Below are 23,511 nucleotides of genomic sequence, written 5' to 3' on the forward strand. Positions count from 1 at the left end.
TCCTCGTGTGCGCGCTACGAGAGGTCGCCCATGCCCAGCTGGGGGCAGATCCTCTCCCCTGCCTCGGTGCGACCCATCGAGCTTCCCTTCAAAGATTCTAGTACAGCCAGGAGGTCCGATGGCAGGCGGTCGGCGAGCTCGATGGTCTGGCCCGTAGCGGGGTGGTCGAAGCGGATGTGCCAGGAGTGCAGGAACTGGCGCCTGAGGCCCTGGTTCTGCCGGTCGTCCCCGCGGCCGTAGAGCTGGTCACCCACGACCTGGTGGCCCAGGTGGCGCATGTGCACGCGAATCTGGTGGGTGCGCCCGGTGTAGAGGTGGCACTCGAGGAGGCTGTAGCCATCGTCGAAGCGCCCCGCCTCGAAGCGCTCCAGGGTGGTGAAGGTCGTGATCGCCTCGCGCGCCATGGGGTCGTCCGAGACCGCCATGCGCAGGCGATCGTGGGTGGAGCGGGCGATGCCGGTGGTGACGGTGCCCTGCTCGGGGGCCACGTAGCCCTGGACGAGCGTGACGTAGCGACGGTCGAGCACGCGCATGCGGATGAGGTCCTGGAGCGCCTTCTGGGTCGTGTCGTCCTTTGCGGCGACCATGAGCCCCGAGGTGTCCATGTCAAGGCGGTGCACGATGCCGGGACGGTCGTCCCCTTGCAGGGTTCCCAGGCGAGAGATGCCGCAGTGGGCGACGAGGGCGTTTGCCAGTGTGTCGTCCACGTGCCCCGGGCTGGGATGGCAGACGAGGCCCGACTGCTTGGAGAGGACGATGAGGTAGTCGTCCTCGAAGCGGACATCGAGGGGTATCTCGGGGTTGGGGGCCAGGGAGCCCGGGGCAGGCTCGGGCTCGGGGACGCTCGCCTGGACGCGGTCGCCCAGGAGGACGCGCTCGCTCTTGCTGGTGGCGAGGGTGCCGTTGATGGTCACGGAGCCACCCTCGACGAGGTGCGCGCAGGCGGAGCGGCTGGGCATGCCCGGCTGGGCGGCGAGGAAGGAGTCGAGGCGCACGCCGTCGGACTCGGGCCCCACGAGGAGGCTTCGTATGGTTGTCGCTGTTGCCGGCATCTCTCGCCTCCCCTTCCACGGTCTTGGATCCCTCTTCCGGCCCGGACGCGGCGCGTCTCCATGCGTGTCCTCGCTCGGGCACGTCCCTCCTAGTCGAGTGCGCAAGCTTAAGGCGCGGAATTGCGCACTCGACGGCCGTCCGCAGGCAAACGTCACCGTTTCGCCCCTCGAATGCGCAAGCTGAAGCCTTCAGATTGTACACTCGCACGATTTCTTGGGCGAGAGAGGCGGGGCAACGTACCCGAAACCGGCTCGCACGCGCAAGCCGTAGTTGACTGCGGAGTCCTCGCCTTTCAGAGTCCGCAGCCAACGATGCGCCATCTGCGCAAACGCGCCCGGACCCTTCCAAATGCTAGTCACCTGTGGAGTTCTCACCTTTCAGAGTCCGCAACCAAAAGTCCATAGCCAAGGCCAAGGGGTCAGCGAACAGCCCTGCCTTCCGAAAGGAGACACCACTATGGAATCGCAGAGTTCCGTGAACGAAATCAGGCATCTTCGACTCGATTTTCATGGGAGCGCATACAGGACCACGCTCGATGCCCAGGTCCAATCAAACCTATTACAGGATGGGATTGACCCAATTATTAGAGGTCAATTTGCTGTAGCGGCTGGCGTTAGCCTCGGAGTAGATGTCGTCGTTTCACTCGTGACCGGCGTTACATCGGAACTCATCGTCGAAGCAATTAAAGGAATAATGAGAAAGATAAGGAAGGCCACCAAGGAAACCTTGTCTAGTGACTGCCGCCTTGGTCGAATGACGATAGAGATGGATACCTGCGACTTCGTCATCGCAACGAATGGCAGCGCTGGATTCTATGCCGAGAATGTTAACTACAGTGAGCTTATTTCTCGAATGATGGATTTCTATGAACAAGAATTGGCCGCTGGTCATGCAATTTATCGCATCGAAGCGCCCTGTGATTTTAATCCCAGCGAAGACCGCTTAAAATCTGGAACTTCCGGCGTGGGAAATTTCTCGTTGTGGCTTGTAACCTATCGATATGGAAGTCGATGGCCTTGTTGCATATACGATGCCATTAATGACGTGATCATACCTACTGAAGATAAAGAAGAAATTACAAAATCTATAAATTGTGTAGATAGATTCTATTCCGCAAATTGATAACAAATAGCATTGATACATACGAATCGCCGACCTACCATGAACCAATGCGGTGTGCGCATAATTGCAAGCGCGGCGATTTATTTGTCATAACGTCTCCGCTAGTTAACCAGGCGCACATGCCAATGACATGCCGCTGCCCGGTCACGCACACCCATCGAGCGGTAGGGTACATGCGCCATAAGACAAAACACACACGAGCCTTCGGAGTCTACTGCATGGAAAGTGCGATTGTGTCGATTCCACACACCCAATGACCCTCGGTTTGGACGGGAAGTGCGTTTGTGTAGAGAAAAAGAGCGCTTTCATGCCGACAGACAGTCTTTTTTCCTACACAAACGAACTTCCCGTCCATTTGGGTGCCGAAACGGAGCCCCAAGTCGACACAAACGAGCTTTACGTTTTGGCACTCATCAGACTGGGGAATCCGACGATTCCACTTCACCATGAGAGGATCATTACGGCGAAGCAATCCCTTCTTGCGCCCTGTTGCCCCTGAGAATCTCACCACACCAACTCCTGCAGACGCCTGAACGCAATCCGGAACCACGGCAGATGCTCCTCGTCAAAGAAGGACTCATGACCACTCTGCCAATGAGCGAGGCAGCATCATTGAGAGTAGATGCCCGAACCGAGCAGCCCAAGCTCACGCACGCTGCCGATGATTATGGCCAGCTCATCGGTGTCATAAGTGGCGTTGTGATAGGCCACCGCGAAGTCGCTTCCGGCGTCTATCCCGATGTTGTCGATCACGTCGATGCTTTCCTTTGGACGAGAATAACTCAGCGGGCGTGACGCCGACGTTTCACTCGCTCAGCCGCGTTCTTCGCAAAGCGTGCAAATCCCCTGGGTGAGAAGAGTGACGACCTCCTGGATCTGCCGTTCGGTCTGGGCGTAGTCGAGCGACACGCCAAAGTGGTTGGTCTCATGGTCGCTGCCCGGCTCGATGCGCCGGAGGATATCAATGAGCTCCACCTCGCGCTCCGTGTCATGGACGTTCGTCTTAAGGTGGTATGTCTCGTCGCGCTCGGTGATCAACGATAAGCCCGGACGCCCCTACCCGCGGTAGACGCTTCTCGTCTCCTGGACCTCCCCCTTCATGGAAAGCCCCAGCAACCCCGCCGCCGACTTGGTCAACGCCCCGGACCGAACGACCGTGACGCTGCGCTTCCGCGAGTCGTTGAACTCGTCCAGGCACCGCAGGCCGCTCGTCGTGAGGCTGATTCCGCGCACGGTCTCGAGCGGCAGCAGCCTGCCACGCGCGTCCTTCCGGAGCTCAAGCCGTGTGCACCAGCCAAGCTGGCCCAGGTACGCAAGGGCGTCCGCGATTCTGACGTCGCTCCCCTCGGGACCCTGAAGGTCGGGGGCGGCACCCTCGGAGACGTCGCGAATCAGCGTCATCCAGTTGGCTGCGTCATAAAGCGAGATGGGTGGCACGGCACTGCCGTTGGGAATCACCCACTCCTCGCGCCCGAATCGCCCCAGCTCCTTGCTCGCAAAGGGGACCATGCCGTCCCGACAGTACCTGCGGACCTTGTCCTCCGACCAACCCCAGGCCTTCGCCGCCTCAGATGCCTTCACGCCGCCCCCTTGGTAGGTCGTGGTCCCGCATTGACGTCACACTCATTATGGGCGGCAAGCGCTCGTGGTTCCAGTCGTCTAGCCACAGCCGTTCAACATGGTGGGCATCACTTTTCAAGACACGAAGGGTCACGCTGCCCGTTGATTCTCACTTCGCGGTGATTAGGAATCAGGGTCAAGTCCACACCGACGGATATCAGCGATTCCGTCAGAGTCTCTCGAGGCTCTCTCCGTCGAGAAGAAAATCGAAGAGCCCCGTCACCAGGACGCCCTCCTCGGTATAACCAGGGGGCAACTGCGTCCCTGGCAACGATGACCTTCTTGAACGAGTCGTCGATCTTGAGAAGCGAACTCTGCTCCTGCAGGGTCTTCTCGTGGGTCGGTAGGGAGTACGCGGATTGGACGTAGTAGCGCCGGGAACCCTTGTTGCAGACGAAGTCGACCTCCAGCTGCTTCCGGGACGACCCACCCTCGGCATTCGTTTCCGAGGTATTGAGGACGCCCACATCCACGTTGTACCCCCGGGAGACGAGCTCTGTGTAGAGGACGTTCTCCATTATGTGGGTCTCCTCGATCTGACGGAAACCAATCTGGGCATTTCTCAGTCCCATGTCCGAGAAGTAGTACTTGACGAGCGAACCGATGTACTTGCGGCCCTTTATGTCGTATCGCTGAGCTTCCTCGATTACAAACGCGTCCTCCAAAAAGCCAATCCGGCTACGCACCGTGGTGGGACTCACGCCCTTTCCCTTTACAGTTTTGAACGTGTCAGCCATCCTCGTCGGGTTTGTCAGGGACCCTATGCCGGAGGCAAGCACGCTGAGAAAGTCGGCAAACTCCGCGTCGTCGCGTATCGCGTTGCGCTCGACCAGGTCCCTGATATACGTCTCACGGTTGAGCGCCTGCAGTGTGCCCATCTTCTCCTCGTCCGTACCCTCGAGCACCACCAGGGGGATGCCGCCAAACTGTACGTACTCCGCCCAGCCATCAGACTTCTCGCCATCATACGTCGACATGAACTCAGAGAAACTGAGTGGCCTCATACGGACCTCGTCGCCGCGCCCACGGAACTGAGTGATGATGTCCCGAGATAGGAACCTGGCATTGCTACCGGTGACATATACATCCAAATTACGCCTGCGGAGAAGGCCGTTGAGGACCTTCTCGAAGCCCTCCATCTCCTGCACCTCATCGAGCGGTACATAGTAGGATCCCTCATCGGAAGTAAGCTCCTTTATGGGGGAGTAGAACATCTTGTAGTCGAGGTACTCCTCGTTCTCGGGATCGTCGAACGCCATCTCGATGATTTGATTCCCCGCGACGCCGCTCTCCAGCAGGTGCCTCTTGAACTGCTCGAAGATGAGAAAGGACTTTCCGCAGCGGAGCACGCCAGTCACTACCTTGATGAAGCCGTTCCATTTCTTTCCGATGAGCAGATTGAGATAGTGATCTCGCTTTATTTCGGTGCTCGACATTCGCTCGGTCATAAGTGACTCACGGCTGTCGCAAAATGCTGATTAATGCATTTTCAATCAGCAGAAATATATCGTAGCAGCCCTTATGTATCCAGGCAGTAGAGGTAGCAAGCCAACGAGGACGCGCTTGACGTACGAATCAAATAATCGATTCGATTCGCATTTGACTCTTAGAGGTTCTCTGCCCAAGCATCTAGGGCAGCGACATTCATCTTGAGCTTGCCCTTGTAGGCACAGGCGGAAATGTCAAAAAGATCAAGGGGAATCGACCTATAGAGCAGGCTGAGTTTGCATAGGTAAAGAACGCAGTGAGCCCCGACGAAGCATTTTTCCTTCTTCTGATTATGCTTGATATGCATAATTTGTACTCTATTGTTCTTAAGCTTGTCAAGAAACCCATCGCTGTCAGCAGAAGTTTCTTTATAAAAGACCACGTTGTCATATTCGACAAGAAGAGCTTCGAGACACTCTTTCAATGTTTGACGTCTGGTGTTAGCGGGCAACTTTTTCCGCGCAACGAGGATCTCCACCATGGGCTCTGCCAGCTCAACCGCAAAGGCCAAGGACACGTCTCTTGGCATGCCGTTTTTTGAAACCGCATACAGGTACATTTGATTAATTATGTCAAACTCTTCAAGGAGCAATATCCAACGTTCAAATAAATCGTCTGTCAACACATCCTGGAAGTAGCGGAAACCCTGAATCTGAACAGGAGCGATGCGGCTCAGCAGTTTGTAAGCAATTAAAAATAGGCGTTAACTCCCCCTCTACCATTGTGTACGCCTGAGTTTTACTATCCGATTCGGCTGACTGTCACATCGTCGGCGGCGGCCCCCGTGGCAAAGCGAGACTGGACCGGTCACTGCCCAGCCAGGCACCATCACGACCTTCTCGGGACGGTCCTGCAACGAACTCGTGGTCACCGAAAAGAGGTCCGGCCGGCCATCCATCTCGCCGCAGCCGGAGCCGAAGCGCCCATGCGGGAACTCCTCTGCGAGGGGGGCACATCCGCTCGTCTCGTGGAGCGGGTTTTCCTTGTCGCGCCAGAGTCAGTGACAAGGTGGAGGGCTTCCACATCACGCGCACCATCATCGACAGCGAGGTCGTAGCGGATTGTGCAGCGACGGTGCCTCTGGCCAACACCTGACGGAGCCAGGCAGAACTTGTCAGGCACGCCTATCCCCGCCCGAGTGTGCAAGCTTAAAGCACGGAATTGCGCACTCGACAGCAACTTGGAGACAATCTACAGCGCTTAGGACCTCCGAGTGCGCAAGCTGAAGCTTTCAGATTGCGCACTCGCGTAAGCGCGGGAGGGGGCTCGCGACGATTGCGCATTCGAGGGCGGGTGCGGGAGACAAGCGACAGGAAAAGGCAAGAAACACAAACAGGCAAGAGGGACCGGTGGCCTCGCCCCCACCCGTCCCTCTCGCTTACAAAACGGTCGCTCCTGGCCCCGCTCCCCTACGCCGTGAGCCCTTCCACCGCAGCCTTGAGCTCGTCCGTGCGGTTCGTGGCCTCCCAGGTGAAGTCGGGATCCTTGCGGCCGAAGTGGCCGTACGCCGCCGTCTTCTCGTAGATGGGCCGCCTCAGGTCCAGGTCACGGATAATCGCGCCGGGCCTCAGGTCGAAGACGCGCGCCACGGCCGCGTCCAGCACGGAGTCGTCTACGACGCCGGTGCCCTGCGTGTCCACCATGATGGAGAGCGGCTCGGTCACACCGATCGCGTACGCCAGCTCGACCTCGCACTTGCGTGCGAGTCCCGCTGCCACGACGTTCTTGGCCACCCAGCGCGCCGCGTAGGCACCGGAGCGGTCCACCTTGGTGGGATCCTTGCCGCTGAACGCGCCACCGCCATGCCGGCCCATGCCGCCGTAGGTGTCCACGATGATCTTGCGGCCGGTGAGGCCCGTGTCGCCCATGGGCCCGCCCACTACGAAGCGCCCCGTGGGGTTGACGTAGATGGTCGCGTCCTTCCAGGCGATGCCGGCCTCGTCCAGGACGGGGCTTATGACCTGCTCGATCATGTCGCGCCTGATCTGCGCGAGCTCGACGTCGGCCGCATGCTGGGTGGACACGACAACGGCCGTAACCTCGACGGGGCGGTCATCCTCATAGCGCACCGTCACCTGGGTCTTGCCGTCCGGACGCAGGTAGCCCAGGCTGCCGTCCTTGCGGACCTCGGCCAGGCGCTGCGCCATCCTCTGCGCCAGGTAGATGGGCATGGGCATGAGGACGTCGGTCTCGTCCGTGGCATAGCCGAACATCATGCCCTGGTCACCAGCGCCGATGCGCTCGCAGGGGTCCTCGTCCCCCGCACGGGCGAAGCTCCCGTCCACGCCCTGGGCGATGTCGGGGCTCTGCTCGTGGATCATGTTGATCACGCCGCAGGAGTCGCAGTCGAAGCCGTACTTGGCGCGGTCGTAGCCGATGCGACGCAGGGTCTCGCGCACGATGCCCTGGACGTCCACGTAGGCCTGGGTGCGAATCTCCCCCATGACGGCGATGGTGCCCGTGGTGGCGAAGGTCTCGCAGGCCACGCGCACGTCCTCGAGGCGAGCGGGGTGCCCGGAGGGAGACACGTAGCCCTCCACCTCAAGGCGTGCCTCCTTCTCGATGATCGCGTCGAGGATGGCGTCCGACACCTGGTCGCAGATCTTGTCGGGATGTCCCTCGGTCACGGATTCCGAGGTGAAAAGGTAGTTCCTGTGCGCCATGTCAGCGCCCCTTCCCGGTGCCAGCGCACCTTTGCGGGGCCAGGCGGCCCCTGTTCCAATAGAGGGGACATCGCTGTTGCTGGCACGCGGCTCCCCCGTCTTCCAGGCCCTTGGCCTGCCGAGATTTGGCACCATGCCCTGAGGCTGGTTGCCGGAGCTTCATGGGGCTCGGTCCCTCAGCTCTTTGCGCCTCGCGGCGCCTCTTGACGAGCGAGTACACAGTATGACATCGCGCCCGCGCTGTAAACCAGATTTTTGAGAGCAGTTCAAAACTCACGATGCCGCGACGGGGCGGACGTCGGACAGGGTGACGCCGATGGGCCGCAACCACGATGACAGGCAATCAAGATGTCATGACGGCAGGGGTCTACCCTAAACGGTGATGCTGCCGCCAGGACCCCACGGCAGCGGCTCAGTGCCGCCCCCTACGCCAGGCGCGCGCCAGCTATGGCAGCCGCCTCCCCGGGCGTCCCCATGCCCTCGATCGAGAGGTCGAGCAGGGAGCTTGCCAGCACGTCCTTGTCACCGAAGCGCTCGCCTCCGGCGGACACGAGCGACGTCACCAGGAAGCCGCCCGCGGCAAAGGTGGCGACGAGCTCGCTGTTTACGTCCTGGCGCACGATGCCCTCGGTCTTCGCACGCTCAATCTGGGCAGCCAGGATCCTGACCGTGCGGAGGAAATGGCTGTTGGAGAGGGGCAGCGCTCCCTCCCCCGACTCGGTGAGCTCGCGCGTGAGCGCCAGGGCGAGGGGGCTTCCCGTCCTGAGCCGCTGCGCCAGCTCGGCGCAGAGGCCGCTCAGCGCGTCGCGCGCGGTGGGCGCCTCCGAGACCACGCGTTCGATGGACGAGACCAGCTCGTCGCTCGCGACCTCGAAGATCGCATGGACCAGCTCGTCGCGGTCGGCGAAGTAATAGTAGAGGGCGCCCTTGGACATGCGGCAGCGGTCGGAGACCTCGCTCATCTGGAAGTCGGTGCTGCCGTGCTCTGCCATGAGCTCGGAGGCGGCGGTCATGATGCGCTCACGGGTGGCGGCGCTCTTGCGCGTCTTGGACGAGGACCTGAGCCGCTGGCGCGTGCGCTCCACCTGCCCCTCGACGACGCCATGTGCGACGCCCCTCATGGCGCGCGCCGCACCGGCGACCTCAACCGCAGCCTGCTCGTTGATGATACCCATCGCCGTCCTTCCCCCTTGGCCGCGACGATTCTAGCATGCAGGAACGAGAATTTTTGAACTTCTCCCCCCAACGCACCAATCGAGGGGGAGAGAAGCGCGTCGTCTTGATGCCGCGACGCCCGTCTCATGCAAGATAAGCGCAGTTCACGACCCGGTTGTTTCGCCCCTCTCCCCCTGTAGTTCGTTGATGAAATTTTTGACTCACATTCAAATGAACGTGCGCCTTGGGTAGACTGTCGCAGGAAAACGTCGGGCCCTGGGGCCCCGTGGCAAGGAGCGCTATGAAGACGGCGGCAAAGATATTCCTCCGGGACCTGAGGCGGATCCTGCGCAACCCCGTGGCCGTGGTGGTCACCCTGGGGGTCTGCGTCATCCCCTCCCTATATGCGTGGTTCAACATCCTCGCCAACTGGGACCCCTACAACAACACCTCGACCGTGCCCGTCGCGGTGGTCAACGAGGACCAGGGCGCCAATGCCGGCAGCAGGGGCTTCGTGAACGCGGGCGACATGGTGGTCGAGCGCCTGAGTCAGAACGACCAGCTGGGCTGGGACTTCACCGACGAGGGAGCCGCGCGCGAGGGCGTGGGCTCCGGCCGCTACTACGCCGCCATCATCATCCCCCCCGACTTCAGCTCCACCCTCGCCGGGGTGCTCGAGGGAAAGACCGCCAAGGCGGACATCCAGTACCTGGTCAACGAGAAGGAGAACGCCGTCGCCCCCAAGGTGACCGACACCGGCGCAACCACCCTCGAGGACCAGGTGGGCGACGAGTTCGTGAAGGTCGTGGGGGAGGTCGTGACCCAGCGGGCGGCAGACCTGGCCGGGACCGTCCAAGGCCAGGCAAGGGACGCCAGCCGGGGCGCACTCGCAGACCTCCAGGGCGTGCAGGACAGCCTGGGGGAGCTCCAGGACAGGCTCTCTGACGCGAGCCAAAGGGTGGACGGCGCGCGCGGCGGCGTGGGAGAGGCGCGCCAGGCGCTGCAGGGGCTCTCTGGCGACGGGGACGGGGTCGCGTCGCAACTCGACGACGGGCTTGCCAGCATAGGCGCGGCGCGCGGCAAGGCCCGCAGCCTCGCCGCGGAGCTCGACGCCGCAGTCGCCAAGGGGTCGGCCGGCGTCTCGGGGCTCTCCACCACCGCCTCCCACGACCTGGGCAGGCTCGCGGGCGACGTGGGATGGGCCCAGGGCCGGCTGGACGATGCCATCGCACGCCTCCAGACTACGCTCCAGTCCACACAGGAGCTCAAGGTGACGCTGGAGGGCCTGCGCTCGACCACGGCCTCCCTCCAGGGGGCGGGAGGCAGCTCGGCCGAGCTGGGACGCGAGCTCCAGGGCAGGATCGACGCGGAGGTCAGCGTGCTGGCCGGGCTCAGCGACGCCCAGGCCGCCCGGCTCGAGGAGCTGAGGCGCGTCTCGTCCTCCGTGTCCGCGGGCGCGGACGACGTGAGGGGGCTCTCCTCCTCCGTGAACGATGCCATCCAGGGCAGCGCCAGCGAGCTCGACGACCTCAGGTCGGCCCTCGCCGACGACTCCCTGCCCCAGCTCGAGGCCTCGCTCGACCAACTCGCGGACGCGGGGGCCGGCCTCGCGGGCGCGGCGCGGCAGGTCTCGCCCACCCTCGTCCGCGCCGACGGCAGCCTGGCGCAGCTCGACCAGACCCTCGTCCAGGCGAAGGCGGCCCTTGACGCGACCGCGGGGTCCCTTGCCACGGCGAGGGACGGCGTCTCCCAGCTCGCCGACGACCTGGCCGCCATCCAGAGCGGAACGGCCTGGAGGCTCCTCTCCGCGGCGGGCAAGCTCGACGCGCAGCGCGTGGGAGAGCTCCTCGGCTCGCCCGTGGAGCTCCGGAGCCAGGCGGTCTTCCCCGTTCAGAACTACGGCTCGGGCGTGACGCCCTTCTACACCAACCTCGCGCTCTGGGTGGGTGGCTTCGTGCTCGTGGCCATCTACAAGCGCGAGGTGGACCTCGAGGGGCTGGGCGTGGGGCGCATCCGTCCCTGGCAGGGCTACCTGGGGCGCTGGGCGCTCTTCAGCCTCCTGGGGCTCGTGCAGGCCCTCGTCTGCTGCCTGGGCGACCTCGCCCTGGGCATCCAGTGCCTGCATCCCGTGGCCTTCGTCCTCGCCGGCGTAATCGAGTCCTTCGTGTACGTCAGCGTGGTCTTCGCCCTCTGCGTCGCCTTCAAGCACATCGGCATGGCGCTGGGCGTCCTCCTCGTGATCGTGCAGATCCCGGGCTCATCGGGCACCTATCCCATAGAGATGATGCCTGGCTTCTTCCAGGCCCTGAACCCCTGGCTCCCCTTCACCTACGGCATCAACGCCATGAGGGAGACCATCGCGGGCTACTACGGCAACCTCTACCTGCAGAACCTGCTCGTGCTCCTCGCCTTCCTCGCGCCCGCCCTGCTCGTGGGCCTCGCCGCCCGTCGCAGGCTCGTGAACATCAACGCCCTCTTCGACGCCCGCCTCGCCCAGACGGAGCTCATGGTGAGCGAGAGGGTCGCGCCCCCTCGGCAGGGGCCGGGCATACGGGAGCTGCTGCGCGCCATCTCCGGCTCCGAGGAGTACCGCGAGCGCCTGACGCGGCGCGCGGCGCGCTTCGAGGAGGCCTACCCCACCCTCGTGAGGCGCGGGTTCGCCTGCCTCGTCGTGATTCCCGTGGCGCTCTGCGCGCTCCTCTTCGCCCTCGACGCCAAGATGCCGCTCCTGGTGCTGTGGATCGTCTCCCTCGTCGTCATCTGCAGCTACCTCATCGTCGTGGAGTACCTGCACAGCCACCTCTCGAGCCGCGCCGAGCTGGGCTCGCTCCCGCACGAGAGGCTTCACGAGCTCCTGGACGAGGAACTGGGCCAGGAAGGGGGCGATGCCCGATGAGCCGCGTCCTCGAGGTCGCCAGGAGGGACTTCCTGGCGCTCAGGCACAACGTGATCGCGCTCGTGGTCTGCGTGGGGCTGGTGGTGGTCCCCAGCTTCTACGCCTGGTTCAACATCGCCGGGGCCTGGGACCCGTACGGCAGCACGGGCAACCTCAAGGTGGCGCTCGCCAACTCCGACGAGGGCTACAAGGGCGAGCTGGTGCCCGTCGAGCTCAACGTGGGCGACCGCGTGGTCGCGCGCCTGCGCCAGAGCGACAAGGTGGGATACGTGGTCTGCGACGAGGACCAGGCCCTCGAGGGCGTGAGGAGCGGCGAGTACTACGCCGCCATCGTGATCCCCCGCGACTTCAGCCGCAAGATCCTGGGGATCCTCTCTCCCGGGGCGACCAAGGCCCAGGTCAGCTACTACAGCAACGACAAGAAGAACGCCATCGGCAAGATCGTGACGGGCAAGGTGTCGACCTCCGTCCAGGAGGAGATAGACTCCTCCTTCGCCGACGCGGTGACCCAGGTCGGCGCCTCCGTCCTGCAGGACCTGGGCAGCTACCTGGACGACGACCAGACCACCCGCCTCGCCTCCTCCTTCGAGGGGCTGCTCGCCCGCAGCTCGCAGTCGCTCAGGCAGGCCTCGGGCACCCTTCAGAGCTACCAGGCGGTGGTGGACTCGCTCCAGGGACTCATGGGGAGCGCCGACGCCCTCCTCGCCGGCACCCAGGGCGACGGCGGGACCCTAGCGCAGTCGCTCTCGCAGGCGGCGGGCGGCGTGAGGGGTCTCGGAGGGGGTCTCGAGGACGCCGGCACGACCGTGTCGAGCTCGCTCCAGAGGGGCGCCTCGAGCCTGGACGGCGTGTCCTCGGCGCTCGACTCCGCATACAAGACCCTGGACGGGCAGGGCTCCGACCTCTCCGACGGCCTCGCCAAGGCCAAGGCGGAGGTCGACCAGAGGAGGGCCGACCTCCAGGCCCTGAGCGACGACCTGGACGGCAGCGACACGCTCTCGGCCCAGCTCGAGGACAGCCTGGGGGACGACGCCGCCAGGCTCCAGGACGTCCGGCAGCTCCGCCTCACCATCCAGGGGCTGAACCGCCGCGTCTCCTCCGCCCTCGACGACCTGGGGCAGCTCTCCGACGCCCTGCAGGAGGCCATCGACGACGTGGACGGCTCCCGGAGGGACGCAACCGGCAGCAAGGCCGAGCTCGAGGGCCTCGTCGCGGACGCCAAGGACCAGCTCTCCTCGGGGCTTTCGACGTGGCAGGGCGAGCTCGGGCAGAGCCTGGGCTCGCTCGCGGACGACATGGAGGAGGCAGCCGGAAAGGCCGATTCCGTCTCGTCCCAGGCGAGCTCGGCCATCCAAGGTGCCCAGGGCAAGGTGGCGGACGCCACGAGCGGCCTCGACGGCATGGGGCAGACCCTGAGAGAGGCGCGGGCGCGCCTCGACTCCGCGGCGGACCGCATGGACGCGACGAGGGCGAGCCTCGACGAGGCCCTCGCCTCCGCGGACGTGGACCGCGTGCGCGCCGTCCTGAGCGGCGACCCCGCCGACCTCGCCGACTTCGTCTCGTCTCCCGTGAGCCTCCAGCGTGACGCGGTCTTCCCGGTCCAGAACAACGGCTCGGCCATGGCGCCCTTCTACACCACCCTGGCCATATGGGTCGGCGCCGTCATCCTCTGCGCCCTGGTGAGGACGGGCCTCTCGCCCGAGGTCCTGAGACGGACCGGTGCCAGGCCCCGTCACGCCTACCTGGGCCGGCTCGCCTTCTTCGCCGTCGTCGGCCTGGCCCAGACCACCCTCGTGCTCCTGGGGGACCTCTTCTTCCTCAGGATCCAGTGCCTGCACCCCTGGCTCTTCCTGCTCGCGGGATGGCTGGCCTCCCTCGTCTTCGTGAACCTGACCTTCGCCCTCACGGCGAGCTTCGGCGACGTGGGCAAGGCCATCGCCGTCTTCCTCATGGTGATCCAGGTGGCGGGCTCGGGCGGGACCTTCCCGCGCGAGATGCTGCCCTCCGGCTTCTTCCAGGCGGCCTACCCCTTCCTGCCCTTCGTGCACGCGGAGAAGGCCATGCGCTGCGCCATCGCGGGACTCTGGGGGGCGGACTATTGGCTCGCCCTGGCACGTCTGCTCGCCTTCCTGCCGCCGACGCTGCTGCTGGGACTCCTCCTGCGCAAGCCCGTGGCGCGGCTCACGAGCTGGATGGAGCGCAGCCTCGAGTCCACGAGGCTGATGTAGGGCCAACGGGACCGGCGGGCGCGCGACTTCCACACGCACCTGCCGCTGCGTCACCCCCCATAGAAGGACTCGCGCTGTCGCGCTGCCTGCGGACGCCCGTCCCGAACGCCTATACTGGGCGAGTTGGACAACACCTCGCGTGGCATCCCGCGCCAGCACGTCAGGAGAGACCCCGTGTCAGACACCAGACCCGTACGCGTGCGCTTCGCGCCCTCCCCCACCGGCAAGCTCCACGTGGGAGGCGCCCGCACGGCCATCTACAACTGGGCCTTCGCCCGCGCGAACGGGGGCAGCTTCGTCCTGCGCATCGACGACACCGACCCGACCCGCTCCACGGACGAGAACACCCAGATCATCCTGCGCGCCATGCGCTGGCTGGGCCTCGACTGGGACGAGGGTCCCGACGTGGGCGGCGACTTCGGTCCCTACAAACAGACGGAGCGTCTCGCGCTGTACCGCGACGCGGCCCAGCGCCTGGTGGCCGAGGGCAAGGCCTACTACTGCTTCTGCACGCCCGAGAAGCTCGCGGCGGACAAGAAGGCCGCAGAGGAGAGGCACGACCCCTTCCAGGGCTACCAGCGCACCTGCCGCAACATCGACCCGACCGAGGCCCAGGCTCGCGTGGACGCCGGCGAGCCCTACACCATCCGCATCAAGGTGCCCGACGACCGCAGCGACGTGGTGATCCCGGACGCCGTCCACGGCGAGGTGACCTTCAACGCCCGCGAGCTGGACGACTTCATCATCTTCCGCTCCGACGGCACACCCACCTACAACTTCGCCACCGTGGTGGACGACGCCCTGATGCGGATCACCCACGTCATCCGCGGCGACGACCACCTCTCCAACACCCCGCGCCAGGTCATGGTCTACGAGGCCCTGGACGCACCCACGCCCACCTTCGCCCACATCTCCATGATCCTGGGGCCGGACGGCAAGAAGCTCAGCAAGCGCCACGGCGCGACCTCCGTCGAGGAGTACCGCGACCAGGGCTACGACGCGGACGCCTTCGTCAACTACCTGGCGCTCCTCGGCTGGGCCCTGGACGGCGAGACCACCATCGTCCCCCGCGACGTCCTGGCCAGCCGCTTCTCGCTCGACCACGTGTCCAAGAACCCGGCGACCTTCGACTTCAAGAAGCTCGACTGGATCCAGGGCCAGTATGTTCAGGCCATGAGCGACGCGGAGTTCTCGCAGCGGGTGCTCCTCCCCCAGCTGCACGAGGCGGGGCTCGTCGCCGACGACCCCAAGGCCGTCTACCGCGCGAGCGCCCCCTGGTTCGACCTCCTGTCCAGCATCCTCAAGCCCCGCACCACGCTGGCCCCCGACGTGGTCGAGAAGTCCCGCTTCCTCTTCGAGGGAGAGGAGCTCGCCTTCGACGAGAGGTCCGTCGCCAAGAACCTGGCAAAGGAGGGCGCACGCGGCTACCTCAAGGCGGCCGCCGAGGCGCTTGCCGCGCTGGGCGAGGACGAGTGGAACGCAACGCGGATCGACGCCGCCCTCGAGGCGCTGCCCGAGAGGCTCGGCGCCAACAAGCGCAAGTTCTACGGCGCCGTGCGCGTGGCGGAGTGCGGGAACCAGGTCTCTCCCCCGCTGGGAGAGTCCCTCGAGCTCCTGGGCCGGGACATGGTCCTGGCGCGCCTCGAGCGCGCCCTGCCCCTCACCGAGACGAGCGAGGGCTAGCCGCCCGGATTGGGCACAATGGGCATGCATGCGGGCCGGGGCACCCCACGGGAGCTGCCTCGGCCCGCCAACTTTGACGACGTTCGCCGGCAGGGGCCGGCGGCAGCTAGGAGAGACGCCCCATGATGACCACCTCGGCGTTCGAGATCCTGGGCCCCATCATGGTGGGCCCCTCCTCGTCGCACACCGCCGGCGCCCTGAGAATCGCCCTCGTGGCCCGCTCGCTGGGTCCCCGCGAGCTCAGGAGGGCAGAGTTCACCCTCTACAACTCATTCGCCCACACCTATAGGGGCCACGGCAGCGACCGGGCGCTCGTGGCCGGGATCCTGGGGCTCGCCCCGGACGACGTGCGCGTGCGCGACTCCTTCGACCTGGCACGCGAGGCGGGAATCGAGTTCTCGTTCCTGCCCAGCGAGGAAGGAGCGGGCATGCACCCCAACACGGTGACCGTCACCATGCACGGCACCGATGGCTCGAGGGTCGCCGTGACGGGCGAGTCCCTGGGCGGGGGCAGGGTCAGGATCGTCTCCATCGACGGCGTACGCGTGGAGATATCGGGCGACTACCCCACCCTCTTCGTGGCACACAAGGACAAGCCCGGCGTGCTGGCGGCGCTCACCAGCGGCGTCTCCGCCTCCTCCTCCAACATCGCCACCCTGCGCACCTTCCGCGAGAGCCGCGGGGGCAAGGCCTACACGGTCTTCGAACTCGACGAGGCCGTGGACCAGGGGCTCGTCGACTTCCTCTCGCGCGGGCCCAACATCCTCTCGGCGAGCGTCGTGGACGTGCCGGGCGCGCCCCACGTCCCGGCGGACGCGACGCTGGCACACGGCTTCGACAACGGCGCCGAGCTGCTCTCGCTCTGCGCGCGCGAGGGAGTGGGCATCGGCGAGACCATGCGCCTGCGCGAGCTCGAGCTCACGCCCGCGGTTGACGTGGACGCCCAGATGGCGCGCGTGATCGCGGCGCTCAGGGACGAGGTCGCGGGGCCGATCGCAAGCCCCTCCCCCTCACTGGGCGGCCTCATCGGGGGCCAGGCCCGCGCCGTGAGCGACGCCGCGGGGAGACTGGGCGGCCCCCTCATGGGAGAGAGCCTCTCGCGCGCGACCAGCTACGCCATGGCGGTGCTGGAGCGCTCCGCCAGCATGGGCGTGATCGTGGCCGCGCCGACGGCGGGGTCGGCGGGCGTGGTGCCGGGCGCATTGCTGTCGGTGGCCGAGGCGGTGGGCGCGAGCGACGAGGAGCTCGCGCGAGCGCTCTGGAACTCCTGCGCCGTCGGGGCCATCATCGCCCAGAACGCCTCCGTGGCGGGGGCCGAGGGCGGCTGCCAGGCCGAGGTGGGCAGTGCCGCCGCCATGGCTGCGAGCGCCCTGGCGGAACTCCTGGGGGCGAATCCCGCGACCTGCCTCTCGGCCGCCTCGACGGCCATCGCCAACCTCCTGGGACTGGTCTGCGACCCGGTGCGCGGCCTGGTGGAGTATCCCTGCCAGAACCGCAACGCCATCGGCGTGGCCGACGCCTACGTCGCGGCGCAGCTGGCACTCTCGGGCGTACTGGACCCGCTGCCCTTCGACGAGGTGGTCGCGGCAATGAGGTCCGTGGGGGACGCGCTGCCCGCCACCCTGAGGGAGACCGCCCTGGGCGGCCTCGCGGCGGCGCCCTCCGCTGCCGGCGCCCGGAACGCCTGCTCGGGCTGCCGGGGCTGCACGCGGCAGGAGTAGCGTCAGGCGGGCGCGACGACCCACAGGCAAAACGGCACCCAACGCACCACGTCACAGGCAATGCGGCATTCGACGCGCCCCGTCAGCCGGGGCGCGATTTTCTTGTGCTTCTCCCCGGCGAACCACAGGCAAACCGAGGCTCCGAGCAGTCTTTGCCCGTCCGGGCACAGTTTGCTTGCGCCTCTCCCCTGGCAAAGCACAAGCAAATTGTTGGCATCGCCGGCAAGTTGTTGGCAGCGGCGGGAAAGCCGCGCGTCGCGGGGCAAACGGGCTCCACGCCCACGTTTGTCGGTGTTCTCACCCGCCCAAGGTACCGACGAACGGCCTCTATGTGCCTGAATCAACCAGAAAACCCTGGAATGTCGGTTGTTTGGGCAGGCGAGAATACCGACGACTTTGGTCCAGGCCGCAGAACGCGAGCGCGTAAGTCCGGGCCGCAGATAGCAGGCACGCAGGTCCGGACCCGCACAAGCCCGGGCAGTGGGCCACCGTGGCCTATCCCCTGCGCCCCGCCGAGCCTCGCATGCTGATGGTGACGGAGCCTCCGCCACGCCCGTGCCCACCGCCCCTGCGACCGGAGGCGACGGAGGCGAGCCGGTCCCTCAGCGACTGCACGCGACGGTAGATGCTCCTCCCGCCACGGGAGCGCAGCCCCAGGAGCGGGGCCGCGAGCAGCGTGGGGCCGAAGAAGGTGACGATGCGCCAGACGAGGAAGCCCGCCGAGGTGGAGGGGCCAAACATGTGGCCGTAGAACATGACGAAGCCACCCTCCGCCCCGCCCGTCCCACCCGGCAGGGGCACCGCCGAGGCGACCATCTGGACCATCGAGCCCGCCGCCAGGCACTCCACGAAGTCCGCCTGGATGCCAAAGGCGCGCAGCACGAACCAGGGGATCATGTAGAGGCAGGCGAGCTGCGCCATGGTCACCACGAGGGTGAGGAGCATGGAGGGCACGTCCTGGGCGGCGCGCTTGAAGGCGTCAGAGAACTCCATGACCTGGACGTTGACCATCTCGTCCCAGTGGGAGCGGTCCTTGAGCCAGTGCCGGGAGTCCGCAAGGCGAATCGCGCGGTTGCCCACGCGAATCACGAGCCTGGGACAGAGGCAGACAACGAAGAGGCCCGCGAGCTCGAGGAAGTGCACCGCGAAGACCACCAGGTTGAGGATGATGATGTCGCCGTAGGTCTGGAAGAAGTACGAGAGCTTGGCGAAGAGCATGATCGCGGCGAAGAGCACGACGCCCAGTTGGAACATGATGAAGCGCGTGAACTGGGTGGCGCTGGCCTCCCCCACGTCCAGGCCCGTGCGCGTCAGGCGGTAGATCTGCGAGGGGACGGCGCCGGCCATCATGGGCGTGAGGTTGCCGAAGAAGACGCCCGAGGCCTCGACGCTCATGAGGTCCCGCACGCCGACGGGCGATTCGTGGTCGAGGTAGACGGCTATGACGTAGGCCAGGACGCCGAAGGCGAAGTAGAGGACGAAGGCGAAGGCGGCCCACATGACCCAGCCCGTGTCCACCTTCGAGAGGGCCGAGAGGAACTCGCCCATCTGGCCCGTGGCCACGAGGAAGACGACGTAGACCCCGATGACCCCGGCAAGGAAGATGGCTCCCTTGCGGGCCTTGGTGCTGTTCTCGCCCATCTCGGGCGCGCCGGGGGTGGTCGCGGGGGCAACGACATGAGGGCCGGTGACCTTCAGGGGCACCTTGGCCTTCGAGCGCTCGCTGTTGCTGTCCTGTGCCATGTCCCTCCGACCCCACGATCCGTGGCCGCGGACGGCAGAAGTGACGTCCGCATGCCGTTCCCTGCCAAGTGGGCACGTTCATCATACTCGCTCGGCGGAATCGGGCATACTAAGCGGGACTCAGCAAGCGAACAAGGGACGGGGGCACGGCATCTAGCTGCCGCCCTGCCAATAAAGGGAGTCTCGTCCATGCAAGGAACAAACAAGCTTCCCTCCGCCGAGGAGCTCGCCAGGCAGGCGCTGCTCGGCTCGAACCGCCGGCGCATGCTCGCCCAGCTGCGCGGCGACGCCCAGGCCCGCCCGGGCGACAAGTCGATCACCCTCCGCCTCGGGCGCTTCGTGATCGACCGGCAGACCGGGACCACCGTCTCCTACCAGGGAGAGCGCGGCCTGGAGCGCGTGCTCGAGGCGCTTGGCGCCTACTACCCCGACGGGCAGGTCATGGAGGAGGGCCGCCTGGTCGGGCTACGCGGCAGCGTCGGCTCCTCGGGCATCCGCGTGGGCGTCGAGCTGGGGCTGGGCCCCGCGGCGCAGTTCGTGGTGTGCCTGGGGCCGATCGCGCGCGTGTCTCGCCTCAGGGGGGCGCTCCAAGTGGTCGACCGCCAGTTCCACCTCGCGTCGAGGGAGCTGGGGGCAGACTACGAGCTCCTGGCGCAGGGCGTCAACCCGCGCCCGCGCTCCGCGGCGGAGGTGCCACTGGTCCCGCTCACCCGTCACGGCGTCATGGGTGCCCACCTGGGGACGAGCGGCAGGACGGGCCGCGACCTCATGAGGCTCACGGCGAGCACGGGAGTCCGCCTCTCGCACGCCGGCGAGACCGCGGCCGCCGAGGCCTTCCGCCTGGCGAGCGCGCTCTCTCCCGTCATCGCGTTCCTCACGGACGACGCGCTGAGCCTGCGCGGGAGCGACCCCCACGAGGCGGGGCGCATGATGCGCACGCAGCTGTGGAGGCAGGCCGACCCCGAGCGCAGCGAGGCGATCCCCGGCTGCTTCGCCACGGACTTCGGCTTTGCCGCCTACGGCGAGTGGCTCGAGAGCGTGCAGGCGGTGCTGGTGACCAACGACGCCGGCGAGACGAGCTCCTGCGACAAGCGGCTCGTCGAGGACGTCATGAGCGACCACGAGCTCGACCGCGCCGAGGTGGCGAGCCTGCTGGAGGCGGCGCATCCCCTGGTGCGCTGGGACGGCCAGTTGGAGGTGCGCTCCGCAGACGCGCTGCCGCCCCGGCTCGCCTGCGCCTACGCGGCGCTCATGCGGGGCATCTTCTGCGACGAGAAGGCATCCGAGCTGGCAGGCATCCTCTGCGCCGAGGCGAGCGAGGAGGGCGTGGCCGAGCTCGAGCAGGAGCTGAGGGAGAGGGGCTGGGACGCGCGGGTGTACGGCCGCAGCCTGCCCAACTTCGTGGAGCAGCTGGTGGACGTGGCGCGCGGCGGCCTCGAGGACGAGGCGGACCGCGCCGTCCTGGACGAGCTCGCCCAGCTGTGGGAGATTCGCTCCGTCCCGCGCGACCTCTTGGTCGACACCTGGGACAAGGAGCACGAAAGCGCGGCGGGAAGTGCCGACTCGGCCGTCGGGACGGCCGAGTAGCCGTACGAACGGACTCGTGGCGTTCGACTGCCTGCGAGGGGAGGTGGCGTCTGCCCGGGTGGCACGCCACTCCCCTCGCCCTTTGTACGGGGGTTGGCCGTTCGCGACGGCGGGGCTGGTCGCGACGGCGTCGGGGCCTCGCGGCAAAAGGAAAGGAGCCGGCGCGCTGGCCGACCCCCGGGGTGTCTGGTAGCCCGTACCAGATTCGAACTGGTGATCTCCGCCTTGAGAGGGCGGCGTCCTGAACCGCTAGACGAACGGGCCGTATGTGGGTGCACTTGGCTGGGACGGAGAGAATCGAACTCCCGCTGACGGAACCAGAATCCGTTGTCCTACCGCTAGACGACGTCCCAATCGGTGCCTCAGTGCAGGAACAGAGTCTACGCGAACGCATGCAAAAACGCAAGGACGCCTGCAAATCTTTCTGGCAGCGCCGCCTGGGCGCGCATTGGTGTGCCTCCCCCTGCGACGATATCGATGGCTCGCGCCATTCCGACGAAAAAACTGCGCACGATTTCTTCGAATTATGGAGACGAACGACGTTTGCCCAGGTCATACTCTGCTGAAAGAAATCCAATGCGCAGTTTTTCGGTACATGCAGAGCCCTCAGACGAATGCTGGGTGAATCCGCGCCAGGAAACGAGGCCGCCGCCTCTCCCTTTGTGCGGGGGGATTGGCCGTTCGCGACGGCGGGGCTGGCCGACGGGGCTGGCCGCGACGGCGTCGGGGCCTCGCGACAAAAGGAAAGGAGCCGGCGCGCTGGCCGACCCCCGGAGTGTCTGGTAGCCCGTACCAGATTCGAACTGGTGATCTCCGCCTTGAGAGGGCGGCGTCCTGAACCGCTAGACGAACGGGCCGTATGTGGGTGCACTTGGCTGGGACGGAGAGAATCGAACTCCCGCTGACGGAACCAGAATCCGTTGTCCTACCGCTAGACGACGTCCCAATCGGTTGCCATGTGCGCTTGGTGCGAGAAAGAACTATACGTGAACGCACCAAGCCGTGCAAGGAGAAGTCGATGGGATTTTTTGGACACAATTCCTTCACGAGAGGCGCCACGCCCCGCACGTCCCCCACAAGGGCCAACGCGTCAGGCACGCCCTTCGCAAGGGCAACCACACCCGGCGCGGGCGGCCCCTCCCGCAGGCTCACGCCCTCCCCTAGAGCCTGATCTGCCCCAGGAGCACCTCTCGCCTGTTGGGCAGCTCGTCGTTGACCACGGCGGAGAGGAGCTCCGCCAGGATCAGCCCCACCCCAGGGCCAGGCTGGATGCCCGTCACCCTCATGACGTCGGCACCGCTCACGGGGAGGTCCTTGAGGCGGTAGGCGCTGCCCGAGGCGATCTCCCTCCTCAGGGCGGCGCTCACCTGGTCGAGCTCGGCGGCGTAGCCCGCGACCCCCGGCACCTTGGCCACGGCGTCCGCGCGCTTGAGGTCCAGGAGGTCGAAGGCGAGGGGCTTGGCGTGATCGGGACAGGCGCGCTCGAGCTTGAGCAGGGTGCGCCTGATGGAGCGGCTCGTCGGCCGCACGACATGGTCGTGGAGGCGCACCAGCGCGCGCGTGGCGGAGACGAGCTCCCCCGGGAGGGCGAGCCTCCTCATGATCGACTCAGCCATCTGCGCGCCGAGCTTGGGATGGCCGAAGAAGTGCCCTCGTCCGCCCTCGTCCTCCGAGTAGCAGCTGGGCTTTGCGACGTCGTGCAGGAGCGCGGCCCACCTGAGCGCGTCGGACGCGTTGCCTCCCGTGAACTCCTCCACCCCGCGACAGACGTGCGCCGTGTGCCCGAGCACGTCAAAGGCATGGTAGGGGCTGCGCTGGTCGAAGCCCGCCATGGGGGCGAGCTCGGGGATCGCCTGGCAGAGGACCTCCGTCTGGTGCTCGAGCGCCCACGCGGTGCGGCCGCTGCGCACGATGCCCGCCAACTCCAGGCCTATGCGCTCGCTCGCGATGCCCGCCAGCTCCGGCGCGTGCGCGACGAGCGCCCGCTGGGTGCGGCCCTCCACCTCGAAGCCGAGGCGGCAGGCGAAGCGCACCGCGCGGAGCACCCTGAGGGCATCCTCACCGAAGCGCTCGGAGGGCTCCCCCACCGCACGCACCACGCGGCCCGCCAGGTCGGCGCGTCCGCCAAAGGGGTCGAGCAACCCGCGGACGGGGTGATAGGCCATGGCGTTGATGGTGAAGTCACGACGGGCGAGGTCCTCGCGGACGTCCCTCACGAAGCGCACCTCGTCGGGATGGCGGTGGTCGCTGTAGCCGCCCTCGACGCGGTAGGTGGTCACCTCGATGGGGTGCCCCTCGCAAACGGCGGTCACGGTGCCATGGGCGATGCCCGTGCGGTGCACCTCGACCCCGGCCGACGCGAGACAGCCCTCGACCTCCTGCCAGCGGGCGGAGGTGGTGAGGTCCACGTCATGGGGGGCGGCGCCGCGCAGCGCGTCACGCACCCAACCGCCCACCACCCAGGTCTCGTGTCCCGCGTCCTCGAGCGCCTCGAGCACGCGCAGGGAGTAGCCGGGCAAGCCGTAGGCGATCTCTCCCTCTGCGTGGATCAT

Annotated in this window: 16 protein-coding genes, 4 tRNA genes and 1 riboswitch; of the genes, 6 read left to right on the forward strand and 14 right to left on the reverse strand. The window is 66.1% G+C overall.

Features of this window, described 5'->3' with window-relative positions; genetic code table 11:
* Positions 1 to 14: 14 nt before the first annotated feature.
* The gene (locus HMPREF1008_RS08195; RefSeq protein ID WP_009279395.1) at positions 15 to 1,052 is read right to left on the reverse strand and encodes an RluA family pseudouridine synthase; all 1,038 of its coding nucleotides are present in this window, start codon (positions 1,050 to 1,052) and stop codon (positions 15 to 17) included.
* A gap of 457 nt (positions 1,053 to 1,509) precedes the next feature.
* Between HMPREF1008_RS08195 and HMPREF1008_RS10495 the strand changes: the two genes are divergently transcribed.
* A complete protein-coding gene (locus HMPREF1008_RS10495) occupies positions 1,510 to 2,175 on the forward strand; it encodes a hypothetical protein (protein ID WP_198003163.1) in 666 nt (221 codons plus the stop codon).
* 609 nt (positions 2,176 to 2,784) lie between these two features.
* Here the strand turns inward: HMPREF1008_RS10495 and HMPREF1008_RS10500 are convergent.
* The 7 genes from HMPREF1008_RS10500 to HMPREF1008_RS08225 all read right to left on the reverse strand — a co-directional run bounded on the left by HMPREF1008_RS10500 (position 2,785) and on the right by HMPREF1008_RS08225 (position 9,121).
* Positions 2,785 to 2,928: a hypothetical protein gene (locus HMPREF1008_RS10500; protein WP_009279397.1), complete on the reverse strand. Its 144-nt coding sequence runs from the start codon at positions 2,926 to 2,928 to the stop codon at positions 2,785 to 2,787.
* 60 nt (positions 2,929 to 2,988) lie between these two features.
* On the reverse strand, positions 2,989 to 3,150 hold the full coding sequence (locus HMPREF1008_RS08200) for a hypothetical protein (RefSeq protein WP_198003164.1): 162 nt from the start codon (positions 3,148 to 3,150) through the stop codon (positions 2,989 to 2,991).
* Between the two features lie 81 nt (positions 3,151 to 3,231).
* Positions 3,232 to 3,756 carry a hypothetical protein gene (locus HMPREF1008_RS08205; RefSeq protein WP_009279399.1) on the reverse strand — a complete coding sequence of 175 codons (525 nt, stop codon included), beginning with the start codon at positions 3,754 to 3,756 and terminating at the stop codon, positions 3,232 to 3,234.
* Between the two features lie 107 nt (positions 3,757 to 3,863).
* Positions 3,864 to 5,231 (reverse strand): ATP-binding protein, encoded by a 1,368-nt coding sequence (locus HMPREF1008_RS08210; protein ID WP_198003165.1) that lies wholly within the window; start codon positions 5,229 to 5,231, stop codon positions 3,864 to 3,866.
* 170 nt (positions 5,232 to 5,401) lie between these two features.
* Positions 5,402 to 5,875, reverse strand: coding sequence for a hypothetical protein (locus tag HMPREF1008_RS08215; protein WP_156797628.1), 474 nt, complete (start codon positions 5,873 to 5,875; stop codon positions 5,402 to 5,404).
* Between the two features lie 817 nt (positions 5,876 to 6,692).
* Positions 6,693 to 7,946: a methionine adenosyltransferase gene (metK, locus tag HMPREF1008_RS08220; protein ID WP_009279402.1), complete on the reverse strand. Its 1,254-nt coding sequence runs from the start codon at positions 7,944 to 7,946 to the stop codon at positions 6,693 to 6,695.
* Between the two features lie 92 nt (positions 7,947 to 8,038).
* A riboswitch (SAM riboswitch) is annotated at positions 8,039 to 8,159 on the reverse strand.
* Between the two features lie 212 nt (positions 8,160 to 8,371).
* Positions 8,372 to 9,121, reverse strand: coding sequence for a TetR/AcrR family transcriptional regulator (locus tag HMPREF1008_RS08225; RefSeq protein WP_009279403.1), 750 nt, complete (start codon positions 9,119 to 9,121; stop codon positions 8,372 to 8,374).
* A gap of 281 nt (positions 9,122 to 9,402) precedes the next feature.
* Here HMPREF1008_RS08225 and HMPREF1008_RS08230 point away from each other — a divergent pair, with 281 nt between their 5' ends.
* The 4 genes from HMPREF1008_RS08230 (at position 9,403) to sdaAA (ending at position 17,629) form a co-directional block, all read left to right on the forward strand.
* A complete protein-coding gene (locus HMPREF1008_RS08230; protein WP_009279404.1) occupies positions 9,403 to 11,997 on the forward strand; it encodes a YhgE/Pip domain-containing protein in 2,595 nt (864 codons plus the stop codon).
* A complete protein-coding gene (locus tag HMPREF1008_RS08235) occupies positions 11,994 to 14,225 on the forward strand; it encodes a YhgE/Pip domain-containing protein (protein WP_009279405.1) in 2,232 nt (743 codons plus the stop codon). The genes HMPREF1008_RS08230 and HMPREF1008_RS08235 overlap by 4 nt, the downstream gene beginning before the upstream one ends.
* Before the next feature lie 174 nt (positions 14,226 to 14,399).
* A complete protein-coding gene (gene gltX / locus HMPREF1008_RS08240) occupies positions 14,400 to 15,908 on the forward strand; it encodes a glutamate--tRNA ligase (RefSeq protein WP_009279406.1) in 1,509 nt (502 codons plus the stop codon).
* A 122-nt stretch (positions 15,909 to 16,030) separates the two neighbouring features.
* Entirely contained in the window at positions 16,031 to 17,629 is a 1,599-nt protein-coding gene (sdaAA, locus tag HMPREF1008_RS08245) for an L-serine ammonia-lyase, iron-sulfur-dependent, subunit alpha (RefSeq protein ID WP_009279407.1), read from the forward strand.
* A 495-nt stretch (positions 17,630 to 18,124) separates the two neighbouring features.
* Here sdaAA and HMPREF1008_RS08250 read toward each other — a convergent pair whose 3' ends face one another.
* Positions 18,125 to 19,372, reverse strand: coding sequence for a lysylphosphatidylglycerol synthase transmembrane domain-containing protein (locus HMPREF1008_RS08250; protein WP_009279408.1), 1,248 nt, complete (start codon positions 19,370 to 19,372; stop codon positions 18,125 to 18,127).
* Positions 19,373 to 19,561: 189 nt separating this feature from the next.
* Between HMPREF1008_RS08250 and HMPREF1008_RS08255 the strand changes: the two genes are divergently transcribed.
* Positions 19,562 to 20,959 (forward strand): glutamate-cysteine ligase family protein, encoded by a 1,398-nt coding sequence (locus tag HMPREF1008_RS08255; RefSeq protein WP_009279409.1) that lies wholly within the window; start codon positions 19,562 to 19,564, stop codon positions 20,957 to 20,959.
* A 187-nt stretch (positions 20,960 to 21,146) separates the two neighbouring features.
* Here the strand turns inward: HMPREF1008_RS08255 and HMPREF1008_RS08260 are convergent.
* The 5 genes from HMPREF1008_RS08260 to HMPREF1008_RS08280 all read right to left on the reverse strand — a co-directional run bounded on the left by HMPREF1008_RS08260 (position 21,147) and on the right by HMPREF1008_RS08280 (position 23,511).
* Positions 21,147 to 21,223, reverse strand: a tRNA-Glu gene (locus tag HMPREF1008_RS08260).
* A gap of 15 nt (positions 21,224 to 21,238) precedes the next feature.
* Positions 21,239 to 21,312, reverse strand: a tRNA-Gln gene (locus tag HMPREF1008_RS08265).
* A gap of 427 nt (positions 21,313 to 21,739) precedes the next feature.
* Positions 21,740 to 21,816: transfer RNA gene (locus tag HMPREF1008_RS08270), tRNA-Glu, on the reverse strand.
* Between the two features lie 15 nt (positions 21,817 to 21,831).
* Positions 21,832 to 21,905: transfer RNA gene (locus tag HMPREF1008_RS08275), tRNA-Gln, on the reverse strand.
* 214 nt (positions 21,906 to 22,119) lie between these two features.
* Entirely contained in the window at positions 22,120 to 23,511 is a 1,392-nt protein-coding gene (locus HMPREF1008_RS08280; protein ID WP_009279410.1) for a CCA tRNA nucleotidyltransferase, read from the reverse strand.

Origin of the sequence: Olsenella sp. oral taxon 809 str. F0356 (assembly GCF_000233535.1) — a bacterium.
Lineage (GTDB): Bacteria > Actinomycetota > Coriobacteriia > Coriobacteriales > Atopobiaceae > Olsenella_I > Olsenella_I phocaeensis.

Coding starts and splice junctions, on each gene's coding strand:
- HMPREF1008_RS08195 (WP_009279395.1), bottom strand. CDS start 1,052: ATGCCGGCAACAGCGACAACCATACGAAGCCTCCTCGTGGGGCCCGAG.
- HMPREF1008_RS10495 (WP_198003163.1), top strand. CDS start 1,510: ATGGAATCGCAGAGTTCCGTGAACGAAATCAGGCATCTTCGACTCGAT.
- HMPREF1008_RS08210 (WP_198003165.1), bottom strand. CDS start 5,231: ATGTCGAGCACCGAAATAAAGCGAGATCACTATCTCAATCTGCTCATC.
- metK (WP_009279402.1), bottom strand. CDS start 7,946: ATGGCGCACAGGAACTACCTTTTCACCTCGGAATCCGTGACCGAGGGA.
- HMPREF1008_RS08225 (WP_009279403.1), bottom strand. CDS start 9,121: ATGGGTATCATCAACGAGCAGGCTGCGGTTGAGGTCGCCGGTGCGGCG.
- HMPREF1008_RS08230 (WP_009279404.1), top strand. CDS start 9,403: ATGAAGACGGCGGCAAAGATATTCCTCCGGGACCTGAGGCGGATCCTG.
- HMPREF1008_RS08235 (WP_009279405.1), top strand. CDS start 11,994: ATGAGCCGCGTCCTCGAGGTCGCCAGGAGGGACTTCCTGGCGCTCAGG.
- sdaAA (WP_009279407.1), top strand. CDS start 16,031: ATGATGACCACCTCGGCGTTCGAGATCCTGGGCCCCATCATGGTGGGC.
- HMPREF1008_RS08250 (WP_009279408.1), bottom strand. CDS start 19,372: ATGGCACAGGACAGCAACAGCGAGCGCTCGAAGGCCAAGGTGCCCCTG.
- HMPREF1008_RS08255 (WP_009279409.1), top strand. CDS start 19,562: ATGCAAGGAACAAACAAGCTTCCCTCCGCCGAGGAGCTCGCCAGGCAG.
- HMPREF1008_RS08280 (WP_009279410.1), bottom strand. CDS start 23,511: ATGATCCACGCAGAGGGAGAGATCGCCTACGGCTTGCCCGGCTACTCC.